Annotated in this window: 17 protein-coding genes and 1 pseudogene; 12 read left to right on the top strand and 6 right to left on the bottom strand. The window is 67.6% G+C overall.

Going from position 1 to position 22104, the window contains the following annotated elements:
- Window positions 1-9: 9 nt before the first annotated feature.
- Window positions 10-987: an amino acid ABC transporter permease gene (locus tag ACN675_RS08695; RefSeq protein WP_420750465.1), complete on the top strand. Its 978-nt coding sequence runs from the start codon at window positions 10-12 to the stop codon at window positions 985-987.
- Window positions 984-1745 (top strand): amino acid ABC transporter ATP-binding protein, encoded by a 762-nt coding sequence (locus tag ACN675_RS08690; protein ID WP_420750464.1) that lies wholly within the window; start codon window positions 984-986, stop codon window positions 1743-1745. The genes ACN675_RS08695 and ACN675_RS08690 overlap by 4 nt, the downstream gene beginning before the upstream one ends.
- Window positions 1746-1791: 46 nt before the next feature.
- Here the strand turns inward: ACN675_RS08690 and ACN675_RS08685 are convergent, their stop codons facing one another.
- Genes ACN675_RS08685 through ACN675_RS08675 form a run of 3 tightly spaced genes read right to left on the bottom strand, consistent with a single transcriptional unit; the run spans window position 1792 to window position 5296 of the window.
- Window positions 1792-3330, bottom strand: a complete 1539-nt coding sequence (locus ACN675_RS08685; RefSeq protein WP_420750463.1) for an acyl-CoA synthetase — start codon at window positions 3328-3330, stop codon at window positions 1792-1794.
- Between the two features lie 2 nt (window positions 3331-3332).
- Window positions 3333-4481, bottom strand: a complete 1149-nt coding sequence (locus ACN675_RS08680) for a DUF5938 domain-containing protein (RefSeq protein WP_420750462.1) — start codon at window positions 4479-4481, stop codon at window positions 3333-3335.
- Between the two features lie 11 nt (window positions 4482-4492).
- On the bottom strand, window positions 4493-5296 hold the full coding sequence (locus tag ACN675_RS08675; protein WP_420750461.1) for an SDR family NAD(P)-dependent oxidoreductase: 804 nt from the start codon (window positions 5294-5296) through the stop codon (window positions 4493-4495).
- A 212-nt stretch (window positions 5297-5508) separates the two neighbouring features.
- Between ACN675_RS08675 and ACN675_RS08670 the strand changes: the two genes are divergently transcribed.
- On the top strand, window positions 5509-6183 hold the full coding sequence (locus ACN675_RS08670) for a TetR/AcrR family transcriptional regulator (protein ID WP_420750460.1): 675 nt from the start codon (window positions 5509-5511) through the stop codon (window positions 6181-6183).
- Window positions 6184-6386: 203 nt separating this feature from the next.
- Here ACN675_RS08670 and ACN675_RS08665 read toward each other — a convergent pair whose 3' ends face one another.
- From ACN675_RS08665 to ACN675_RS08655, 3 genes and pseudogenes are all read right to left on the bottom strand, one after another.
- Window positions 6387-8051: a long-chain-fatty-acid--CoA ligase gene (locus tag ACN675_RS08665; RefSeq protein ID WP_420750500.1), complete on the bottom strand. Its 1665-nt coding sequence runs from the start codon at window positions 8049-8051 to the stop codon at window positions 6387-6389.
- A gap of 117 nt (window positions 8052-8168) precedes the next feature.
- A pseudogene (locus ACN675_RS08660) lies at window positions 8169-9601 on the bottom strand (aldehyde dehydrogenase); the annotation flags it as partial.
- 29 nt (window positions 9602-9630) lie between these two features.
- Window positions 9631-9981, bottom strand: coding sequence for a TauD/TfdA family dioxygenase (locus tag ACN675_RS08655; protein WP_420750459.1), 351 nt, complete (start codon window positions 9979-9981; stop codon window positions 9631-9633).
- 160 nt (window positions 9982-10141) lie between these two features.
- On the opposite strand from ACN675_RS08655, the gene ACN675_RS08650 reads away from it, so the two are divergent.
- The 9 genes from ACN675_RS08650 to ACN675_RS08610 form a co-directional block, all read left to right on the top strand.
- Window positions 10142-10570: a PucR family transcriptional regulator gene (locus ACN675_RS08650; protein WP_420750458.1), complete on the top strand. Its 429-nt coding sequence runs from the start codon at window positions 10142-10144 to the stop codon at window positions 10568-10570.
- 1041 nt (window positions 10571-11611) lie between these two features.
- Entirely contained in the window at window positions 11612-15100 is a 3489-nt protein-coding gene (locus ACN675_RS08645) for a protein kinase domain-containing protein (RefSeq protein WP_420750457.1), read from the top strand.
- A gap of 182 nt (window positions 15101-15282) precedes the next feature.
- Window positions 15283-16659 carry an MFS transporter gene (locus ACN675_RS08640; RefSeq protein ID WP_420750456.1) on the top strand — a complete coding sequence of 459 codons (1377 nt, stop codon included), beginning with the start codon at window positions 15283-15285 and terminating at the stop codon, window positions 16657-16659.
- Complete coding sequence (locus ACN675_RS08635; RefSeq protein ID WP_420750455.1) at window positions 16656-18185, top strand: aldehyde dehydrogenase family protein; 1530 nt, start codon at window positions 16656-16658, stop codon at window positions 18183-18185. The genes ACN675_RS08640 and ACN675_RS08635 overlap by 4 nt, the downstream gene beginning before the upstream one ends.
- A gap of 110 nt (window positions 18186-18295) precedes the next feature.
- On the top strand, window positions 18296-19225 hold the full coding sequence (locus tag ACN675_RS08630; protein ID WP_420750454.1) for a VOC family protein: 930 nt from the start codon (window positions 18296-18298) through the stop codon (window positions 19223-19225).
- A complete protein-coding gene (locus ACN675_RS08625; protein WP_420750453.1) occupies window positions 19222-20010 on the top strand; it encodes an alpha/beta fold hydrolase in 789 nt (262 codons plus the stop codon). The genes ACN675_RS08630 and ACN675_RS08625 overlap by 4 nt, the downstream gene beginning before the upstream one ends.
- Before the next feature lie 31 nt (window positions 20011-20041).
- The gene (locus ACN675_RS08620; RefSeq protein ID WP_420750452.1) at window positions 20042-20548 is read left to right on the top strand and encodes a cupin domain-containing protein; all 507 of its coding nucleotides are present in this window, start codon (window positions 20042-20044) and stop codon (window positions 20546-20548) included.
- Between the two features lie 3 nt (window positions 20549-20551).
- Window positions 20552-21304: a 3-oxoacyl-ACP reductase family protein gene (locus ACN675_RS08615; RefSeq protein WP_420750451.1), complete on the top strand. Its 753-nt coding sequence runs from the start codon at window positions 20552-20554 to the stop codon at window positions 21302-21304.
- 19 nt (window positions 21305-21323) lie between these two features.
- Window positions 21324-22104: SDR family oxidoreductase (locus ACN675_RS08610; RefSeq protein WP_420750450.1), on the top strand; the 781-nt coding region annotated here is incomplete at its 3' end.

Raw genomic sequence — 22104 nt, 5'->3', positions numbered from 1 at the left:
AGGGGTCCGATGAGCGAGCAGTCGAGCTCCGTGAGCGGCCCGGAGGCCGGGACCGAACCGGCGCCCATCGAGGCGGTGCCGCTGCGCCGGCCCGGACGGTGGATCGCAGGTGTCGTCGTCGCCGTACTCGTGGCGCTGTTCCTGTGGGGCGCGGCGACCAACGAGGCGTACCGCTGGGACATCTACGCGCAGTACCTGTTCGATCGGCGGATCACCGCGGCGGCGTGGAAGACGATTCAGCTCACCGTGCTCGCGATGATCCTCGCGGTTCTGCTCGGGATCGTGCTCGCCGTCATGCGGCTGTCGCCGAATCCGGTGCTGCGGACCGTCTCCTGGGTGTACCTGTGGATCTTCCGCGGCACCCCGGTGTACGTGCAGTTGGTGTTCTGGGGCCTGTTCCCGGCCATCTACAAGCAGCTCGACCTGGGCATCCCGTTCGTGCACCAGTTCGTGCACATCGACCTGCAGGGCATCAACGCCGCGTTCCTGTTCGCGGTCATCGGCCTCGGCCTGAACGAGGCCGCCTACATGGCCGAGATCATCCGTGCCGGAATCGGTTCCGTCCCGGAAGGCCAGACCGAGGCGTCCACGGCCCTGGGCATGTCGTGGGCGCAGACCATGCGCCGCACGATCCTGCCGCAGGCGATGCGGGTGATCATTCCGCCCACCGGCAACGAGCTCATCAGCATGCTCAAGACCACCTCGCTGGTCGCGGCGGTGCCGTACACGCTCGAGCTCTACGGCCGGGCACGCGACATCTCGGGCGCCAACTTCCAGCCGATCCCGCTGCTGCTGGTCGCCGCCACCTGGTACCTCGCCATCACCAGCGTCCTCATGGTCGGCCAGTACTTCCTCGAGCGGCACTACTCGAAGGGCCTGAGCCGACGACTCACCGCCCGCCAGCTGCAGGCCCTCGCCGACGCGCAGGGCAAACCGTTGCCGCCCGGTCGCGGGGGCGGCGTCGCACCCGGAGGTGACGCACAGTGACGCCCATGGTCCAGGCCGATCGGGTCTGCAAGAACTTCGGCGCGGTCCAGGTGCTCAAGGGCATCTCGCTTCAGGTCGAGCGGGGGAACGTGGCGTGTCTGATCGGCCCGTCGGGTTCCGGGAAATCAACGTTCCTGCGGTGCATCAACCACCTCGAGCGGGTCGACGCCGGACGCCTGTACGTCGACGGCACCCTGGTCGGCTACGCCGAGCGCGGCGGCAAACTGCACGAGCTGCACCCGCGGGAGGCGGCCAAGCAGCGCCGCGACATCGGCATGGTGTTCCAGCACTTCAACCTGTTCCCGCACCGGACCGCGCTGGCCAACGTGGTCGAGGCACCGGTCCTGGTGAAGAAGAAGCGCCGCAGCGAGGCCACCGAACGAGCCCGCGAACTGCTCGATCGGGTGGGCCTGGCCGACAAGGCCAACGCGTATCCGGCACAGTTGTCCGGCGGTCAGCAGCAGCGGGTCGCGATCGCGCGGGCGCTGGCGATGGACCCGAAACTGATGCTGTTCGACGAACCGACCTCCGCGCTGGACCCCGAACTGGTGGGGGAGGTGCTGTCGGTGATGAAGGACCTCGCCGCCGGAGGCATGACCATGATCGTGGTCACCCACGAGATGGGATTCGCACGGGAGGTCGCCGATCAACTCGTGTTCATGGACCGCGGTGTCGTCGTCGAGGCCGGGGATCCGCGCGCACTGCTGAGCAACCCGCAGCACGAGCGCACCAAGACGTTCCTGTCGAACCTGTTGTGATCGGTGTGCCTTTCCGGCGGTCGGGACCGCCGGAAAGGCACACCGATCAACCGAACGCGGCCTTGATGTCGGTCTTGAGGACCTTGCCGACCTTCGAGCGCGGCAGATCCGGCCATACCTCGATCTGCTTGGGGGCCTTCACCGATCCGATGCGCTCCTTGACGAATGTGGCGAGCTCGGCCGGATCGATGCTGCGGTCGGGCTGGGGTTGCACGACCGCGACGACGCGTTCGCCCCACTTCTCGTCCGGCAGACCGATGACCGCGCAGTCCTGGACCGCATCGTGCGCGAGGATCGCCTGCTCGACCTCCGTCGAGTACACGTTGAATCCGCCGGTGATGATCATGTCCTTCGCGCGGTCCACGATGAACAGCAGCCCCGAGTCGTCGAGATAGCCGATGTCGCCGGTGTGGTGCCACCCGAACCGGCTCGCGTCCGCGGTAGCCTCGGGATTCTTGTAGTAGCCGGACATCACGAGCGACGAGCGGATGACGATCTCGCCGCGCTCCCCGGTCGGGAGAAGCGTCCCGTCCTCGCCCATCACCGCGACCGTCACGAGCGGAGTCGGCCGGCCCGCGGAGCGGAGGACCTCGGTGGCGATCGATCCGTCGGCGCGGCGGTGTTCCTCCGGCGGCAGCACCGAGATCATCATCGGCGCCTCGGTCTGGCCGAACAACTGTGCCATCGGCCCGATCCGGTCCAGGGCCTCGGCGAGCCGGGTCGGGCTCATCGGCGCCGCGCCGTACCAGAAGCACATCAGGCTCGACAGGTCCGTGTCGTCCAGGTCCGGATGCGCGAGAACCATGTAGATCAGCGTGGGCGGCAGGAACGTGTGCGTGACCCGGTGCTCGGGAATCAGCCGCAGGAACTGCCCGACGTCCGGGGTGCGCATGATGACGATCTCCCCGCCGGACGCGAGCACCGGGAAACACAGCACGCCGGCGGCATGGGTGAGCGGCGCCAGCGCGAGATAGACCGGACGGTCACCACGGGTCGGGAACGGATAGCTCATCAGGGTCAGCGCCGTCATCGTCTCGAGGTTCGTGCCGGTCAGCTGCACACCCTTGGGCCGGCCCGTGGTGCCGCCGGTGCCGACGATCATCGCGAGATCGTCGGGTGCGGTGACCACCGGTATGGGACCGCCGAGGGGGGTCGTGCGGAATTCGTCCCAGCTCAGCACGTCGGGACCGGAGTCGCCGTCGAGTTGCACCCAGGTGTGGATCGAAGGCAGGTCCGGGCGGATCCGCTCCACCAGATCCCGATAGGCCGACGCGTACAGCAGCACCTCGCAGTCGAAGCGGTCGAGGATCTCCCGGTTCTCGGCGGCCTCGTTGCGCGGGTTGACCGGGCACCAGACCGCAGCGGCGCGGCTGATGCCGAACACGCACGCGAACGCGAGCGGATCGTTGCCGGACAGCACGGCGACCTTGCTCCCGCTGCGCACACCGTGCGTCACGAGCGCATGGGCCACGTCGTCAGACAGGGCCTGCACCTGCGCATACGTCCAGGTGTCGCCGTCCGTGGTGAAGCACGGCCGGTCCGGCCCGAGGGACGCACCCTTGTCGAGGTAGTCGACGATCCGCATCGTCAGTCCTGAACTGTCAGAACCGGTTTCGAGACCAGACCGAAACTCCGCAGGATTCCGAGCAGTTCGTGATGGCCGAATGCCTGGCACCCGCTGGCGAATCCGATCCGCTTCGGCGGCTGCTGGATCAGCCAGTGGGCCGCGAACGCCTGGAGCAGGCCGGTCTGCTGGTAGTTGCTGTTGCCGTGGATCACGCAGTGCGCGCGGCCGAGCGGGCCCGACGCGTGCACCGAGTCGAGTGATTTGTTGACGCGGGGATTCTCGCGCGGCGGCATGACGTTCATGACCTGCCGGGCGGTCGCGGTCAACGCGGCGTCCCGGTCCTCGGGCGTCATGTCCTTGGTCGCCTCGAGCGCCTGCGCGACGATCTGCGGAACCCCGTGCATCAGTGCGGCATTGAACACCCCGCCCTGCGCCTTGACGTTGGCGACGCGCGGGTCGCGGCGGAACCAGACCGGGTGCGACGTGCCGCCCCACGGCAGCGACTGCGCGAGTTCGTGCTGACCGGGCACGACGAGGGGGACGAGTCCCTGTCCGGGATCGAACGGGACGTACTCGTTCTGCTCGAGATAGTGCGCGGCGGACGTCGCGGCGTTGACCAGGATCGTGCGGGTCGAGGCGATGGTCGGGCTACCACCCCAGAACACGGCGATGTCGAGGGTGTCGAGACCCGGTGTTTCCAGGCACAATTGGGCCGCGATCTCACCGGTGGTGTACATCTGCGCGATCCCGGGTGCGAGGAGCAGACCGGCGTCGGCGAACTTCGCGCCGTACTGTTCGTCGCACGTGATGAGCCAGTCCTGCTCGCCCGTGGTGTCGGTGTAGTGCGCGCCCGCCGCCAGGCAGGCCTGCACCACCTCGGGGCCGAGATCGGAGAACGGCCCGACGGTGTTGAGGACGACGTCGGCATCCTCGAACAGCGAGGTCAACGCCTCGACGGTGTGCTCGACCTGGACCACCTCGAAGTCGGCGGTCTCGATGCCGGGCACGTGCGTGCGCATCGACTCGTCGACCTTCGCCTTGTCGCGACCGGCCGCGACGAACGGGATGCGGAACTGACGCAGGAATTCGCAGACGAGGCGACCGGTGTATCCGGAGGCGCCGTAGACGACGACGCGGCGTGCAGCGTGCGCCGGGCTCGGTGTGCTCACGGGTCCGCTCCTCACATTCCCATACCGCCGTCGACCGGGAGGCCGACACCGTTGACGAATCGTGCTGCGTCCGAGGCGAGGAACACCACGGTGTCCGCGATGTCCTCGACGGTGCCCAGACGCCCGGACGGGGTCAGCTCCACGACGGCCGCGACCGCCTCCTCGGCTGAGCCGAAGAGCCCGATTGTGGCCATGTCGTTCGCGAGTCCGGCGCCCATCGCGGTCGGGACGAGGCCGGGATAGACGCAGTTGACGCGGACGCCGTAGCCGAGTTTGCCGCTCTCCATCGCGGCGACTCGGGTCAGCCGGTCGACGGAGGACTTGGTGGCCGAGTAGACCGCGATGCCCGGGAACGCGATCGTCGCGGCGACCGAGGCGACGTTGACGATGCAGCCGCCGTTGCCCGCGGCGCCGCCGGGCCGCATCGCCCGCAATCCGTGCTTGAGGCCGAGAGTGGTGCCGAGGATGTTGATGTCGAGCATGCGGCGGACGGCATCGACTTCGACATCGGTGACCAGGCTCGTGATCTCGATACCGGCGTTGTTCACCAGCACGTCGAGGCCCCCGGCGATCTGGACGGTCTCCGAGATCGCGCGCTCCCAGTCGTCTTCCCTGGTCACATCGAGATGGACGAATCCGTGCTTCCGGCCCCCGTCGGACGGCAGCGCCGCGGCGACGTCCGCCCCGCTGTCCTGGATGTCGGCGACGACGACGCTCGCACCGGCGGCCGCGAGGGCCTTGGCCATTCCTTCACCGAGGCCTTGAGCCCCACCGGTGACCAGTGCACGGCGCCCGGTCAGATCGAACACGCTCATGGAGATCTCCTGTGTGGTCTGCGGGGCGTACGGACGGGGCAGGGGGAGATGGGCCGGTGCGTGGACCGGCTCGCTGCGGCCGGCAGCCCGTGATGTGGCGTACATCACATCGTGCTCGAATGCTTGACGACTGTCAAGGAGAACTCGGACGAGTGGCCCGAGAATTCTGGACGACTGTCAAGTCGCTTGGCTGTCAACTAGACTGGCAAGCAATGAACCCCCTGGCGACGCCTGCCGGTCGGTCGATTCGCAGTCGGCAGGACAAGTACGACGAACGCCGTGTGCAGCTGGCCGAATCGGCCCTGGCGACACTCGGCGACCTCGGCTACGCGCGCACCTCCCTGCGGGAGATCGCGCAGAACTCGCCGTTCTCGCACGGGGTCGTGCACTACTACTTCAAGGACAAGACCGACCTGATCCTGCACTGCGTCCGCTACTACAAGGCGCGGTGCATGACCCGCTACGACGAGGTTGTCGCCACCGCACGGACCGCGGAGGAACTGCGCCGCGGGTTCGCCGACAAGCTCGCAGAGACCCTGCGCACCGAGGCGCCGATGCACCGGCTGTGGTACGACCTGCGCAACCAGTCGATGTTCGATCCGGCGCTGCGCGAGGACGTCGCGGCGATCGACGGGGGATTGTGCGACATGATCGATCGTGTCCTGACCCGTTACGCCGAATTGTCCGGTGCGGCATTGCGATACGACCGGCATACTGCCTACGCGATGCTCGACGGGGTGTTCCTCTCCGCGTTGCTCGAGTGCGTCGTCGAACGTGATGCGCTCGTTGCCGGAGAGAGCGATGCTGAGGCTTCCGCGAGGGTGGCACCGGATCGGCTGGGGGACAAGGTGTTCGATCTCCTTCCTGATCTCGTCGCCGCACTGTGATCGGACTCGGATGCTTCCGATCCTGCTATCGCGCGATCGCGGGCTGGATCGCTTGTGGAAGGTAGGGAAAGCGTCGGCAACTCCAGGGTGGGTGATGGTTCCAGTGCGTGGGTCGATACCACGATTCGGTTTTCTCCTCGGGTGCGGAAGCGGCGGTCGGAATCTTGTGACGCGACAAGGCCTATGGCGCCGGCGCCCTGCATTCACGCCGGCTGAGTGGCCGAATAGATGTCGCGGTACTCGACGCGGAGGGACTTCTTGTCCAGCTTGCCGACGCTGGTGCGAGGAAGGTCGGACCGCACGAGGACGGTATCGGGCAACTGCCACTTCGCGAACCGCGTGCCGAGCAATTCCTGTACCTCCCGCAGGGGCAAGTCCTCTCCGTCAACCGTAACGACCAGCACCAGCGGTCGCTCCTGCCACTTCTGATGCGGAACCGTCACTACCGCGGCCTCGGTGACTCGCGGGTGCATCATGATCAGATTCTCCATGTCGATGGACGAGATCCACTCGCCTCCGCTCTTCGCCACGTCCTTGAGTCGGTCGGTGAGTTTGAGATGGCCGGTCGGTGTGACCGTGCCGAGATCACCACTGCGCCAATAGCCGTCCACAAACTGATCGGGATCCGGTTCACGTCCGAAATAGCTCGTGGTGGTCCACGGCCCTCGCAGCCATACTTCGCCGATACTGACGCCGTCGTGCGGAAGTTCGTGACCCTGACCGTCGACGATCCGCACATCGACTCCGTTCACCGGAAGACCTTGGCAGCGTTTGAGGTCCCACTTCTCATCCTCGGAAAGGCCACCGAGGGAAAACTTCACGCCGCGGTTGACAAAGGTGGTAGGGGTGGTCTCGGGGGCGCCGTAGGCATGGATCACGTCCGCGCCCACCTCGTAGTGGAAGCCACGCATGAGCGCGAGTGGCGGCTCGGTGGATCCGGACAGCAGCCGAGTCCGGCTCAGGTCGGGCTTGATGTCCAGGGTGCGGATGTACTCCAGCATGGGCCCGAATATCGCCGGTGCGCCGTTCGCCACTGTCACTGTCTCGGCGATCATTGCGTCCACCAGCACTCCGATATCCGCGGCGGTGTACGCCCCGGGCAGAACGATGCGGGCCGCGGTGTACACCGCCGACTGCGGTAGACCCCAGCTCTGTGCGTGGAACATCGGGGTGATCATCATGACGGTGTCCTCAGCGGACATCAGCAGGTTCGCGGCCTGCGCCACGGTGTGCAGGCAGATGCCGCGGTGCGAATAGTAGACGCCCTTCGGTCGCCCGGTGGTTCCGGTGGTGTAGCAGGCGCTGTATGCGGACCGTTCGTCGATCACCGGCCAGTGGTATTCCGAGGGCACCTGTCTCACCGATTGCTCGTAATCGGCCACAGCCGGCAACGTGGTCTCGATCGCGGTGACCGGGCGATCGGCCATGATCACCCACCGGCGGACGCCGGGGGCGTGCGGTGCGATGGCCTCCGCCACGCCGATCAACGATTCGTCGACCAGAATCACCGAAGCGCCGCTGTGCGCGGCCACGTACCCGAGGTCCTCCGGTGAGAGCCGAAGGTTCATCTGCAGCATCACTGCTCCGGTGCCGGGGATCGCCCAGTACAGCTCGAAAAGCCTGCGGCTGTTCCAGTCCAGGATCCCCACCACCTCTCCCGGCTGCACGCCCAGCGCCTCGAGTACGTTCGCAGCGCGTTGTACCCCGGTGTAGGCGTCGGCGTAGGTGTACCTGTCCCAACCCCCGTCAGGTGTCCGGTACACGATTTTCTGTTCAGGGTAGGTACGTGCCGAATGCCGCAGCAGCGTACTGGTGTTGAGTTGGTAGTCGTCGCCGTGAGTGGATCGATGTCCGGTGATCATGGTCATTGTTTGCTCCTGCGTAATCGTCGTTCGGCGTCGTGAGTGCCGGAAGAAGGAAGATGAGATGGAGGGGCGGATCGAGTCGATCGTCCGGGTCAGTGGGCAGCTCGCTCCGCAGACTGCCGAGTAGGTGGTCTTCGCCTTCAGGTAGGCCGCGAGGCCCTCGGGGCCGAGTTCGCGGCCGAGGCCGCTGGCTTTCGTGCCGCCGAACGGCGCGACCGGGTCGAGCATGAAGTAGTTGATTCCGAAGGTGCCGGAGTCGATGGCGTCGGCGACCGGACGGGCCGAATCCGGATCCGCAGTCCACACCGTGCCGGCGAGGCCGTAATCGCTGTCGTTGGCCAACGCGATCGCCTCGTCCACCGAGTCGTCCGGCAGCACGCTGAGGACCGGCCCGAAGATCTCCTCCCGGGCGATGACACTTGCGGGGTCGACATCGGCGAAAACCGTCGGTTGTACGAACCAGCCGCGGTCCAGGTGCTCCGGGCGACCGCCACCGGACACCAGGCGGGCACCATCGGCCACGCCACGTGCGATATACCGCTCCACGCGGGCCCGGTGTGCCTCGGTCACCATCGGCCCGAAAACGGTGCCGGGATCGAGCGGATCCCCGATCGCCGCGCTGCGGCAGAGGTCGGCGAAAAAGTCGACCACCTCGGCGTACCGACTGCGCGGAGCCAGGATGCGGGTGCCGGCGACGCACGTCTGCCCGTTGTTGAGCAGTGTCGCCTGAAGCAGGCCTTCGGCGTTGGCGGCGAGATCGACATCGTCCAGCAGGATTGCGGCTGATTTCCCGCCGAGCTCCAGAGTCACCGGCCGCAGCAGCTCCCCGCAGCGGGCTCCGATCTCTCTGCCTACCGTTGTGGATCCGGTGAACGTGACCTTGTCGACACCGGGGTGCCCGACCAGGTAGCGGCCGATCTCGGGGCCGCCGGGCACGATGGAGATCACGCCGGGCGGCACGCCCGCAGCGCGTACGGCATCGGCGAACAGATAGGTGTCCAACACCGTCTCCGGGCTGGGTTTGATCACCACGGCACACCCGGCGGCGAGCGCGGGCGCGACTTTGAAGGCGGTGAGCAGGTTCGGGTAGTTCCACGGGATGATCGCCCCGATCACCCCGACCGGGAACCGATCGACGCGGGCGCTGCCGCCGAGCAGGCCTGGCCGCACCTCGGAAAACACGGTGTTCCGGGCCAATTCGGCGTAGTAGCGGTACACCGCGATCGGGATCGCGACCTCCACAGCCATCGCGGTGGTGATCGGCATCCCGTTCTGCGGCGCGACCAGCGCAGCGATTTCGGAGCCGCGGGCCTCCACCTCGTCGGCGATGCGATCCAGCAGATCGGCCCGCCGATGGGAGTCCCAGCCCGCCCAGCCGACTCCGTCGGCGAGGTTCCGGCGGCCGCCGCGACGGCGATGTCCACGTCGGCTTCCGCGGCCGCGGGCGTCCTACCGATTACCTCACCGGTGGCGGCTCCGATCACCGTGATGGTGTCGGCTCCGACCGGCGACTGCTGCGCACCGTCCACGAACAGCGTGTCGTACTCGATCATGTTCAGTCTTCTCCTGTGTCCGTGTGCGATCAGAACGGCTGGTCACCGACCACGGTGACCCGCTCCATGACCCGGCGCTGCGGGAAGTAGTCGCTGACGGCGTAGTGCTGGGTGATGCGGTTGTCCCAGATCGCGACCGAGCCGGGTTCCCACCGGAAACGCACCTGGTACTCGGGCACCCGCGCCTGGAACAGCAGATAGTCGAGCAGGGCGTCCGCCTCGTCTCCGGGCAAGCCGTCGAGGACTTCGGTGAAGGGCTCCCGATGGTGCTGGCGAGCCTGCGAACCGGCACCAATCCCGGCCGGGAGGACCTGGCCTTGCTTCGTGATCGTGCGGCTCAACGGGCTCGCGAAGGTGTACCGCTGACCCTGCTTCTCCATGTCTGGCAGCACGGCTTCCAGGAATTCTTCGAAGAGTCCGGGTGTAGGGGGCTACGTTTTCGTGCCGCGGTCCGGCGAAGACCCGCGAAGCGCCGAACGACTGGGCCGATTCGTCGCAGGCCTGGAATCCGCGGCCGGTTCCACGATTACGGCGGCCGTGGTGGAGGACATCGCCATCAGTGGGGTGACGACCGCCGCTCAGCAGGCCGACGAGATTCTCGATCTGGTGCGTGCTTTGAGCCGGGGTCCCGGCCTCTATCGACTCTCCGACGTGTTCATGGCTCACCAGTTGAGCCGCCCCGGCCCCGGTCTAGACCACCTGATCGCCGCCGCGAAACCGGTGCTGAGCCACGACGAACTGCGCACCACGCTGCAGACCTACTTCGAGTGCGACCTCGATCGGCAACGCACCGCGCGCCGCCTGAGCGTGCATCCGAACACGGTGAACAATCGACTGAACCGAATCGCCGAGATCTCCCCACACAGCCCGTTCACCCTCGCGGGCATCACCGCGCTGTCTGCAGCCCTGACTGTCGCACGGCTGCGAGCCGGCGGTCCGCCGGGCCCGTCGTCGCACGCCCAGGGATGACTCGAGCAGCCGGCATCACGACCACCCCTTGTGCCGAGCGAGATTTGTTTCACCCGCCCGGCTTCGGCGTCGAATCGACGAGCGGCCGTCCGGAGCACATCTGTGCGTCGACGGCCCTGCCCGTGCCGGCGGCGGGTGAAGACTTCGATTGCCGTTGGCAACATCGCCCTGTGCATCTGCCGTCTGCGCCCCGAAACCACGCAGGGTGCAGACGGCAGGGGCCGTTGAGGGTGTATCCGACGAGATGATGCGCAGGCGGAAGCCGCACGAGCTCGCTGACGTTTCGGGGATATGGGGTAGCCGCGAATCGTGCCTCCGAAATGAGGTTCTGCACCTCTTCCGCAGACGCAGCGATCCCGTGTTCACAATGAAATGTGTTGCGGAATAACGGTATTCGGTCAGGTTCGTTTTCACGGCTCTCGAACGCGGTGGCTCGTGCGGTCAGGTCGCCGGCTACGCGATCCGTTCCTACCGCCGATCGAACATTCGTAGCCGCACGTTCGTCCATGCTCTCGATCGCACCGCCCGGTCGGATCGACGGGAACTGTCCGTGCGGTCGGCAACGGCGTCGCGACGGAGCCGTTCCCCGCGCTTCCGTCGAAGAACCGACCGCTGTCGGATTCGCAACCATCATGACCACGTCGGCTCACGAGAGCTACCTGGCGCGGATCGGCCATCTGCTCGTGCGTCGGTCCTACGGTAGAACCGAGCTTCATCGAGATTTCGACCGGCTACGTCGAATCATGCTGTGCGCCAACTAGGTACGAAAGGAAGACCGCCCGTTCCTGGCCGGGCACGGACGCGTACCGTCGGCTGCTGCGGACAGGCGCATCGGAAGCGCGGGCCGGTGCTGACGGGGCGGGCGCGCGGCGCTACCGAGGTCGCGGAGGCAAAGTAGACTGGGCGTCGGCACCGGCGCTGTGTGCCGACGTAAGAGGCGGTCGTCATGGTTGCGCACATCTACCATGCACAAAGGTGGGGCCGGCTTCGCCACGCGGATGCACTCCGCGAGGGCGAGTCGTCGATCCGAAGGGCGCGTCGATGAAGACGCCCGATGACGCCGGCGACTCCGTCGACGTCGATGCGCTTCTTGCCTCGGACCTGCAATCGGAAGGCTTCGAGGAGCCGACGGTCATCGGCCGCGGTGGATTCGGAGTCGTGCTGCGCTGTCGGCAACCCACACTCGACCGAACCGTGGCCGTCAAGGTACTCACCGGGGCACTGAGCCGGGAGAACCTCGAGCGATTCCTGCGTGAACAACGGGCGCTGGGTCGCCTGTCCGGGCATCCGAACATCGTCAACGTTCATTTCTGCGGCACCACCGCAAGCGGGCGTCCTTACATCGTGATGCAGTACTACCCGCGCGGATCCCTGGATGCACGCATTCGTCGGCGCGGCCCCCTCGGCTGGCGCGAGGCGCTGTCGGTCGGCGTCAAGATGGCCGGTGCACTCGAGACGGCGCACCGCGCGAGCATGCTGCACCGAGACGTCAAACCCTCGAACATCCTGCTCTCCGACTACGGCGAGCCCTGTCTGGCCGACTTCGGAATCGCCCGGGTTGCGGGTGGATTCGAAACCGCCACCGGCATCATCACCGGGTCTCCTGCCTATACCGCGCCGGAGGTGCTGGGGGGTGAGGCGCCGTCCCCGGCTTCGGATGTATACAGCCTCGGCGCGACATTGTTCTGCGCTGTGACCGGCCACGCGGCGTTCGAGCGTCGCGAGGGCGAGAACCTGGTGGCCCAGTTCGTGCGTATCAGTGACCACCTGAGTCCCAGCCTGGATGGAACGGATATTCCGGTGGGTGTCATCACCGCGATCGAGCATGCGATGCAGCGTGATCCGTCCGCGCGCCCGAGTACAGCCCTCGAGTTCGGCAGGGATCTGCAGCGCGTGGCGGAAGATCACGCCCTGACTGCTGTCGACCTGTTCGTTCCGGAACCCGCCGAGGACGGATCTACCCGTGAGGCACCGTATCGACAGCCGCGCATGCCGGATCGGACCGAGGCCATTCGGCACTGGAGTGGATCGGTAACGATGCCGCCGGCTCCGTCGACGAAGTACCGGCCGCCGACCCCGAACCGTCCACTCGTCGAGCGCGGTCGACTCGTCGGGGTCCTGCGTTCGGGTAAGGGGCGGCGACTGATCCTGATCCATGCTCCGGCAGGGTATGGAAAGACCACTCTCGCCGCGCAGTGGCGTGAGGTGCTGACGGCGGAGGGAACCGCGGTCGCGTGGCTGTCCATCGATCCTGACGACAACAACGTGGTCTGGTTCCTGTCGCACCTGGTCGACGCGATACGGCTGGTGCGACCCGGCCTGGCTCAGACGCTCGGGCAAGTGCTCCAGGAGCACGGTGACCAAGCCACACGTTATGTGCTGTCGACACTGATCAACGAGATCGACGACGCCGGTACCGAGGTGGCGGTCGTCCTCGACGACTGGCACCGAGTGAGCAGTCGCGAGACTCAGGACGCAGTTGCTTTCGTGCTCGAAAACTGTTGTGCGCAACTGCAGGTCGTGGTGACGAGCCGGACGCGATCGGGATTGCCTCTGAGTCGATTGCAGGTCCTCGACCAAGTGCTCGAGATCGACGCGCAAGCGCTGCGGTTCGACGCGACGGAATCGCGTGAGTTCCTCGTCGACCTGGGCGGGCTGTTGTTGGGAGAACGTGAGGTGGAGGACCTGACCGATTCGACCGACGGCTGGGTTGCGGCGCTCCAACTCGCGTCGTTGTCCCTGCGTGGCTGCGAGGACCCGGCGCACATGATCGGTAGCCTGTCGGGACGCCATCGTGCGATCGGTGCGTTCCTGGCCGAGAACGTGCTGGACACGCTCGAACCTGCGCTGCTGGATTTCCTGATGGCCACCTCTGTGACGGGACGAATCAGCGGGGATCTCGCCTCGGCGCTCGCGGACGTGCCCGACGGCCAGTCATGGCTCGAAGACGTCGAGCGCCGTGACCTTTTCCTTCGGCGGATCGACGACGAGGGTGAATGGTTCCGCTACCACCACCTGTTCGCGGAGTTCCTTCGCCGGCGCCTCGAGCGCAGTGGCCCCGAGCGTATCGCCGACCTCCACCGGCGAGCAGCCCGCTGGTTCGTGGACCGCCACTTCCTCAGTGAGGCCGTCGATCATGCCCTGGCGTCGGGCGATGAGAATCAGGCCGTCGAGTACGTCGTGAGGCACCGAACGTACCTCCTCGAGCATTCGCAGATGTCGACACTGCTGGGTCTCGTAGCCAAACTACCGCCGAATGCTGTAGCGGGCAGTGCCGCCCTCCAACTCGCAGTCGCATGGGCCAATCTCCTGCTCCATCACGTCGGTCCGGCCCGCGCCGCATTCGACCGCATCCGTCCCACCCTCGACGCGGGAAACCTGGACGCTTCCGAACGCGACAGCATCCGGGTCGAGGCATCGGTCGCGGAGGCGGCGCTCGAGATCTATGCCGACCGCACGAGCGGTGTCGAAACACTGGTCGAGGAGGCCCTCGAGAATTCGGACGCGGTGCGTCCGTGGGCGGTCACGGCGGCAGCGAACATCAAGACCTTCTGCCTGATCTACCGGTTCGACTACGCCGCGGTCATGCCACTGCAGAACTGGGCGCGGCGATATCACGCGAGCATGAGCGGTCCGTTCACGGTGATGTACGGGGCTGCGTTCGCGGGAATTGCGGCGTTCGAGCAACTCGACCTGGCTGCGGCCGAACTCCATTTCGTCAACGCTGTGGAGTCCGCCCGGCGGGTGGGCGGTGCGCACTCTCACGCCTCCCGTCTCGCGGGCGCACTACTAGGTGAGTTGCGTTATGCACAGGGAGAAGTCGACGAGGCCGAACGCCTGATCGAGGAGAGCTATCAGCTCGGCTCCGAAGGGGGAGTGGTCGACTTCATGATCGCACGTTATGTGGTCGGAGCCGCCGTCAAGGCGCGCCGTGGGGACCGTGCGGCCGCCGCAGAACATCTCGAGGCGGGCGCGCGGGCGGCGCAACTGCTGGGACTGGACCGACTCCGTGCCCGGGTCGACAACGAACGTATCCTGCTGGGGCTTTCTCCTGGCGCCGGAGCGTCGTTTCCGCAGACCTTCACCGATGCATCGTCGATGGACGGGATTGCGCAGATCACCGCCCAGGTCCGGGACGACTCGGCGATCCGATTGTTGCTGATGCGGGGATCGAGCGCTGCAACCGAACGCGCCCTGGCGTGGGCGCGGCACTGGTACGACATGCTCGTCGGAACCGAGCGTCGTCGATCCACGTTGGCGGCGATCAGGCTTCTCGTGAGCTGTCTGATCGCCGGAGGTCGGGTTGAGGAGGCGAAGGCACGCCTCGCCGAGGCCGCGGCGGTGTGCGCGGAGCAGGGGATGGTCCGTTTCCTGCCCGACGGGGGCGTTGATGTCGTGGGCCTGCTGCGGGCGCTCCGCGACGACCAGCAGTCGGGGCGTTGGCGCGAGGAGTGGGCGGCGGTGCCTGCCGAATTCCTCCGGATCGTGTCGGCTGCCGCGGACGGGGATCCGGGTGGGCCGTCCCGGTGACGATGCCCGGACCCCTTTCTCGTGTTTCTTCACGCACTCGGCGACATCCCCGATGAAGCAGTCGCCTATATGCCATCCTCGATGGAAAGTCAATGGTTGACGAATCGGAAGTGCGCCAGGTTACATCTTAGCGGTAAGTCTTTAAGGACTTAAGTATCTGGCTTCCGAGACCGAGGACCCCGATGACACCGGTATCGACACACATGTCCAGTACCACCGAGACGATCAGTGCCAGGCTCGAACGGCTCCCGATGAGCCGCTGGCACATCAAAGCGCGCGTCATCGTCGGCGCCGTCACCTTCTTCGACGGCTTCGACCAGCTGATGATCGCGTACTCCCTTCCCGTGCTGATTCCCAAGTGGAATCTCACCCCGGCATCCGTCGCCTGGGTCATCGCGATCGGGGGTATCGGCATGCTCGTCGGTGCGCTCGGCGGCGGCTGGCTCGCCGACCGCGTCGGCCGGCTGAACGTGATCATCGGATCACTCGCGCTGTACGCGGTGATGAGCCTCGGTATGGCCTTCACCGACTCCCTGATGCTGTTCCTGATGTTCCGATTCGTGCAGGGCATCGGCCTCGGTGCCGAGGTGCCCGTCGCGGCCACCTACATCGGCGAGATCACCAAGGCCCACAACCGCGGACGCTTCGTCCTGCTGTACGAGGTGATCTTCCCGATCGGCCTGGTCGCCTCGGCGATCGTCTCCGCCTGGGTGGTCCCGCGCTTCGGCTACGAGATCCTGTTCGCGCTCGGCGCCGTCCCGATCCTGCTGCTCCCCGCGCTGTTCAAGCTGCCCGAATCCCCGCGGTGGCTCGCCTCCCGCGGCATGCACGACGAGGCCGAGGCTGCGATGAGCCGGATCGAAACCGAGATCACCGACCGGTACGGAAAGACGCTCCCCGAGCCCGAACCCGTCGCCCCGATCGTCGCCGACACCACCCGCGGGCGCTTCCGTGAGGCGTTCCAGGGCATCTACCTGCGTCGCACGCTCATGCTCGCCGCCATCTGGGGTTGCGCCTACTTCGTCAACTACGGCATCGCAGCCTGGCTGCCCACCCTCTACAGCACCGTCTTCGACGTCGGCGTCGACACCGCGCTGCACTACAGCATCTTCACCACCGTCGCCGGACTCGTCGGCTGCCTGATCGTCGCGTTCCTCATCGACAATCTCGGCCGACGCATCTGCATCACCGCGTCGATGGTGCTGTGCGCCGCCCTGCTGTTCCTGCTCGCCGCGACCGGCACCGGATCGGCGACGTCCGTCCTGCTGTGGTCCGCCGGCGCGGCCCTGTTCGTCTTCGCCGTCAACATGGCCCTGTACGTCTACACCGCCGAGCTGTACCCGACCCGGATGCGTGCGATCGGCTGCGCGATCGGCGGTGCCGCCGGCCGGCTCGGCATCATCGTCGGACCCCTGGTGGTCGGCGGGATCATGGGTGCCGGCGGAACCCTCGCGCTCGTGTTCGGAACCTTCGGCGCCGTCGCACTCGTCGGTGCGGTCGTCGTCGGCCTGTTCGCGGTCGAGACCCGCGAGAAGACCCTCGAGGAGATCTCCCAGTGACCACCACCGCAGACCTTCGCCCCGCAACGGCTGCCCACCCCACGGCCCTCGACTTCGTTCCCGTCGACGACGAGATCGCGGTCGGCGGCACCTGGCGCCGCGCCACCGGATCGGCCTTCTCCGTCGTCGATCCCGCCGACGGCCGCGTCCTCCAGGTCGTGCACCAGGCCATCGCCGCCGACGTCGACGATGCCGTCGCCGCGGGCCGGGCGGCCGCCGCAGACCCGGCGTGGCGCGCACTGCTACCCCATGAACGGGCGCGCCACCTGCACCGCATCGCCGACGGGATCGAACGGCACGGCGCGCGGCTCGCGCTGCTGCAGAGCTACAACACCGGCAAGGCGCTCGCCGAGACGACGGCGCTGGTCGCCAGCGCGGCCGGGACGTTCCGCTACTTCGCCGCGGTGCTCGAGACCACCGACGACGACCTGACCGCCCCGCGCGGCAACTACCTGTCGATGAGCGTGCACGAGCCGATCGGCGTGATCGGGGCGATCGCGCCGTGGAACTCGCCGATCGCGAGCGACGCCCAGAAGATCGCCCCGGCCCTCGCGGCGGGCAACGCGATCGTCCTGAAACCGGCGGAGTGGACCCCGCTCGTCTCGCTCGCGCTGGCCCGCATCGTCCACGACGCCGGACTGCCGCCCGGGTTGCTGTCGGTCCTGCCGGGCAAGGGCTCGATCGTCGGTGACGCGATCGTCCGGCACCCGCAGGTCGGCAAGGTCACGTTCACCGGTGGCACCCGCACCGGCCGCGCCCTCGCCCACGCGGCCGCGGAGAAACTGATGCCGGTGTCGCTGGAACTGGGCGGAAAGTCGCCGACGATCGTGCTCGACGACGCCGACATCGACGCGGCCGTCGCGGGCGTGATGTACGGGATCTTCTCCTCGTCCGGACAGAGCTGCATCGCGGGCTCGCGACTGTTCGTCGACCGCTCGCTCTACGACCGTTTCCTCGGCGAAATCGTCCGGCGCACCCGCGCGCTGCGGGTGGGCAACGGCCGGGATCCGCGCACCCAGGTCGGCCCGCTGGTGCACCCCTCCCACCGGGACTCGGTGGCCGCCTATGTCGACCTGGCCCGGGAGGAGGGCGGCCGGATCCTGTGCGGCGGCGCCGTTCCCGACGACCCGGAACTCGCGCGCGGCGCCTACTACCTGCCGACGATCGTCGACGGGCTGACCAACGACGCGCGGGTGTGCCGGGAGGAGATCTTCGGGCCGGTCCTGGTGGCGCTGCCGTTCGACGGGGAAGACGACCTGCTCGCGCAGGCGAACGACTCGGTGTTCGGTCTGGCCGCCGGCATCTGGACCCGGGACTACCGCCGGGCCTGGCGGCTGGCGCGCCGTCTCGAGGCGGGCACGGTGTGGATCAACACCTATAAGCGATTCAGCATCTCGACGCCCTTCGGTGGCGTCAAGGAGAGCGGGCTCGGGGTCGAGAAGGGTCGCGCCGGTATCGCGGCGTATTCGAGGCAGAAGAGCGTGTATCTCGGTCTCGACGACGCCCCCGACCCCTGGGCGGACTGACCGCCTCGTCCGGTTCCCCCGGTCCCGGAAAACATTCCGGCCGGGGGACCTGTACAAGCAAATATCTTAGCGCTAAGATAAATGACATTCGCCACTGGAAGGCAATTCTCATGAACCAACCCATCGCCCGGCTGCGCCGCCTGCGCTCGGTGGAGCTGCGCACCCACGCCGCCGCCGAATCCGCCGAGTTCTACTCCGAGGTGTGGGGACTGCGCGTCGTCGAACAGGGCACCACCGGCGCCTGGCTGCGCGGCACCGGCGAGCAGCACCACGTCCTGCAGCTCACGCAGGCGGAACGAAACGGACTGGGCCGCATCAGTTTCGCTGTCGCGACCCCCGCCGAGGTCGACGAGGCCGCCCGCCGGGTCGAAGCCCGAGGCATCCCCGTCGTGCACGGACCGGGACCGATCGACGACGCCGGCGGCGGATACGGTCTGCGGATCGTCGACCCGGAAGGCCGGGTCCTCGAACTCGTCGCCGACACCCTCGCCGTTCCCGCGCTCGTCCGCGACGACGCGGTGCCGGTCGGGGTCACGCACGTCGTGCTCAACACCGTCGACATCGACACGTCCGTGCAGTTCTACTGCGACGTCCTCGGCATGCGGGTCTCCGACTGGTCCGAACACCAGATGGCGTTCCTCCGCTGCAATTCCGACCACCACAGCATCGCGTTCAACCAGGCCGAATGGGCGTCGGTCAACCACGTCGCCTACGAGATGCCGACGGTCGACCACTTCATGCGCGGCATCGGACGGCTGCGCCACCACGGACAGTTGCCGCTGTGGGGTCCCGGCAAGCACGGCCCCGGCGACAACACCTTCTCCTACTTCGCCGACCCCGCGGGCCTGGTGTGCGAATACACCTCCGGCATCGCACAGGTCGACGAGGACCGCTGGCTGTGCCGCGTGTGGCGCCGCGTCCCCGAGTTGTCCGACCTGTGGGGCACCGCCGGCCCGCCGTCGCGGCAGGTCCGCGAGCACATGGCCGGCATCCCGGACCCCGGCGCCTTCGCGCACCTCGACCGGATGCAGGCATCATGATTCACGTCGTCGAACGCGGTACCGGCCCGGCCGTGCTGATGCTGCACGGAATCGGCGGCAGCGCAGACAGTTTCGCCCCGCAGCTCACCGGACTCGCCGAATCGCTCCGCATGATCGCGTGGGACGCCCCCGGCTACGCGCGCAGCGACGACCCGGTGCGGCCGCTCGACCTCGACGACTACGCGGACGCCGCGGCGGACATCGTCCGTGACCGCTGCGGCGACGCGGGCGCACACATTCTCGGAATGTCCTGGGGCGGCGTGCTCGCCACCCGCCTGGCGCTGCGGCACCCCGGGCTCGTGCGCAGCCTGATCCTCGGCGCCTCGTCCGTCGGATCCGGCGCCGATCCGGACAGCGCCGAGAACATGCGGGCGCGGGCCGCGGATCTCGACCGCAGCGGCCCGTCCGACTTCGCGCACCGCCGCGCCCCGCGGCTGCTGTCGGCCGACGCACCCCGGCACCTCATCGACCGCGCGACGACGATCATGGCCGAATCGGTGCGGCTGCCCGGCTACGGTCACGCCGCCGAGTCGATGGCCGCGACCGACCACACCGGCGACCTCGAGAAGATCGACGTCCCGACACTCGTGTTGTGCGGGGACGCCGACACCGTCACCGGCATCCCGGCGAGCCAGGTTCTCGCCGGCGGCATCCCGGGCGCGGTGTTCGTCACCGTCCGCGGGGCGGGACATCTCGCCAACCAGGAACGCCCGGAGGCGTTCGACGCCTGGATCGAATCGTTCGTGCGAATCACCGAACGCCTGAGCAACCACTCGACCCACTGACGACGACTCACCGAAGAAACGGAGAACCACCATGACACTCGACTACGCGACCGCGGACCTGAAGGAATTCACCGACTCGCTCATCCTGACCCGCGGCACCCGCCACGAGGACTGGGACACCCTCGGATTCCAGACCAAAGCCGGAGATCAGTTCCGGCGCGCCCAGATCCGCTACGTCGGCTCCGGCGCCACCGGCAACCACGAGAACGACACCCGCACCATCGGCTCCCGCGGCTTCACGTTCTCGAACATGCTGCTGCCGCCCGGCGCCGAGGGGCCCGAGCACACCCACCACGACGCCGAGGAGGCCTTCTTCGTCCTCGAAGGCGAGGTCGAGGTGGGCATCCACCGCAACGGCGTCGTCGAGAAGCGGACCCTCGGCTACCGCGACATGATCGTCGTGCCGGCCGGAGTGCCGCGCAGCCTGAAGAACACCGGCACCACCGATGCGCTGTTCTGCGTGATCATCGGCACGCAGAAGCCGCAGGTTCCCACCTACCCCGAGACCTCCGCGGTCTTCGGCGTCTCCCGGGACTGACCCGTGGGTGCCCTCGACGACCGCACCGTCGTCGTCACCGGAGCCGGGCGCGGCCTGGGCCTGGCGATCGCCCGCCGTCTCGGCGCCGACGGCGCGGCGCTGTGGATCGCCGACATCGCGGCCGACCGTGGCACGGACGCCGCCGCGAAACTGCGCTCCGACGGCATCGCGGCACAGTTCGTCCCCGTGGACCTCGCCGACGCCGACTCGGTCGACGAGATGGCCGCCCGGGTCACCGCGAACGGCCCGCTGTACGGCCTGGTCAACAACGCCGCGCTCGCCGACGGGGTCGGCGGCAAGGCCGTGCACGAACTGCCGATCGACGAGTGGGACCGCGTCCTGAACGTCAACCTGCGCGGCACGTTCCTCGTCTGCCGGGCCCTCGTGCCCTCGATCATCGAGGGCGGCGGTGGCCGCGTGGTCACCATCGGATCCGACGCGGCGCACTACGGTTCCCCGAGGCTCACGCACTACATCGCGTCCAAGGGCGGCGTGTCCGCGCTGACCCGCACGATGGCCCGCGATCTCGGACCGTACGCGATCACCGTCAACACCGTCTCGCCCGGACTGACGGAAAGCGAATCGGCACAACATGTTCCGCAGCACCGGCACGACCTGTACCGGCTCAACCGGGCCCTGACGCGGCCGCAGCAACCCGCGGATCTGGTCGGAGCCGTCGCCTTCCTGATGGGCGACGAGGCGTCGTACATCACCGGCCAGGAACTCGTCGTCGACGGCGGATTCGTCCTGCACTAGCACCTGAGAGGACCGGGTCGTGGACCTGCTTCTGAACAATCGCACCTATCTCGTGACCGGAGGCAGCTCCGGCGTCGGCCTCGCCACCGTGCGGATGCTGCTCGGCGAGGGCGCGAACATCGTGACCTGCGCCCGCGACGTGGACCGCCTGAACGCGGCACTCGACGACCTCGCCGGCCGCGAACGCGTGCTCACCGCGGCGTGCGACGTCCGCGACCGGGACGCGGTCGCCGACCTGGTGGCCCGCGCCCAGGACACCTTCGGCGGCCTCGACGGCCTGGTCAACAACGCGGGCAACTCGCGGATGAAACCGCGTGCCGACACCACCCTCGACGACTGGCGCGACGAGTTCGACCTCAAGTTCTCGAGCGTGCTCAACACCGTCGACGCCGCGCTGCCGCTGCTGCGCAAGTCGACCGCACCGTCGATCGTCAACATCTCGGCGGTCCTCGCCCGCCAGCCCGAGACCCGGCTGGTCACCACGAGCGCGGCCCGCGCCGGGCTGCTCAACCTGAGCAAGTCCCTGTCGCTGGAACTGGCGCCGGAGGCGATCCGCGTCAACTCCGTCGCCCTCGGTCTCGTCGACACCGGGCAGTGGCGGCGACGCTACGAAACATCCGGATATGCCGGAAGTTTCGCCGAATGGGAAGCCGAGATCGCCGCCGACCGCGGCATCGGACTCGGCCGCTTCGGCAACGCCGACGAGGTCGCCTATCTCGTCGTCACCCTGCTCTCACCCCGCTCGTCGTACGTGACGGGCACGAGCATCGACGTGTGCGGCGGAGTCGCGCGCTATGTCT

This window comes from Rhodococcus sp. O3 (assembly GCF_048897285.1).
Taxonomy (GTDB): domain Bacteria; phylum Actinomycetota; class Actinomycetes; order Mycobacteriales; family Mycobacteriaceae; genus Rhodococcus.
This window is presented reverse-complemented; position numbering and strand designations above follow the sequence as displayed.

Excerpts from the sequence above, each read along its gene's own strand:
- ACN675_RS08695 (WP_420750465.1), top strand. The coding sequence starts at position 10 with ATGAGCGAGCAGTCGAGCTCCGTGAGCGGCCCGGAGGCCGGGACCGAA.
- ACN675_RS08685 (WP_420750463.1), bottom strand. The coding sequence starts at position 3,330 with ATGCGGATCGTCGACTACCTCGACAAGGGTGCGTCCCTCGGGCCGGAC.
- ACN675_RS08675 (WP_420750461.1), bottom strand. The coding sequence starts at position 5,296 with ATGAGCGTGTTCGATCTGACCGGGCGCCGTGCACTGGTCACCGGTGGG.
- ACN675_RS08670 (WP_420750460.1), top strand. The coding sequence starts at position 5,509 with ATGAACCCCCTGGCGACGCCTGCCGGTCGGTCGATTCGCAGTCGGCAG.
- ACN675_RS08665 (WP_420750500.1), bottom strand. The coding sequence starts at position 8,051 with ATGACCATGATCACCGGACATCGATCCACTCACGGCGACGACTACCAA.
- ACN675_RS08655 (WP_420750459.1), bottom strand. The coding sequence starts at position 9,981 with ATGGAGAAGCAGGGTCAGCGGTACACCTTCGCGAGCCCGTTGAGCCGC.
- ACN675_RS08645 (WP_420750457.1), top strand. The coding sequence starts at position 11,612 with ATGAAGACGCCCGATGACGCCGGCGACTCCGTCGACGTCGATGCGCTT.
- ACN675_RS08640 (WP_420750456.1), top strand. The coding sequence starts at position 15,283 with ATGACACCGGTATCGACACACATGTCCAGTACCACCGAGACGATCAGT.
- ACN675_RS08630 (WP_420750454.1), top strand. The coding sequence starts at position 18,296 with ATGAACCAACCCATCGCCCGGCTGCGCCGCCTGCGCTCGGTGGAGCTG.
- ACN675_RS08625 (WP_420750453.1), top strand. The coding sequence starts at position 19,222 with ATGATTCACGTCGTCGAACGCGGTACCGGCCCGGCCGTGCTGATGCTG.
- ACN675_RS08620 (WP_420750452.1), top strand. The coding sequence starts at position 20,042 with ATGACACTCGACTACGCGACCGCGGACCTGAAGGAATTCACCGACTCG.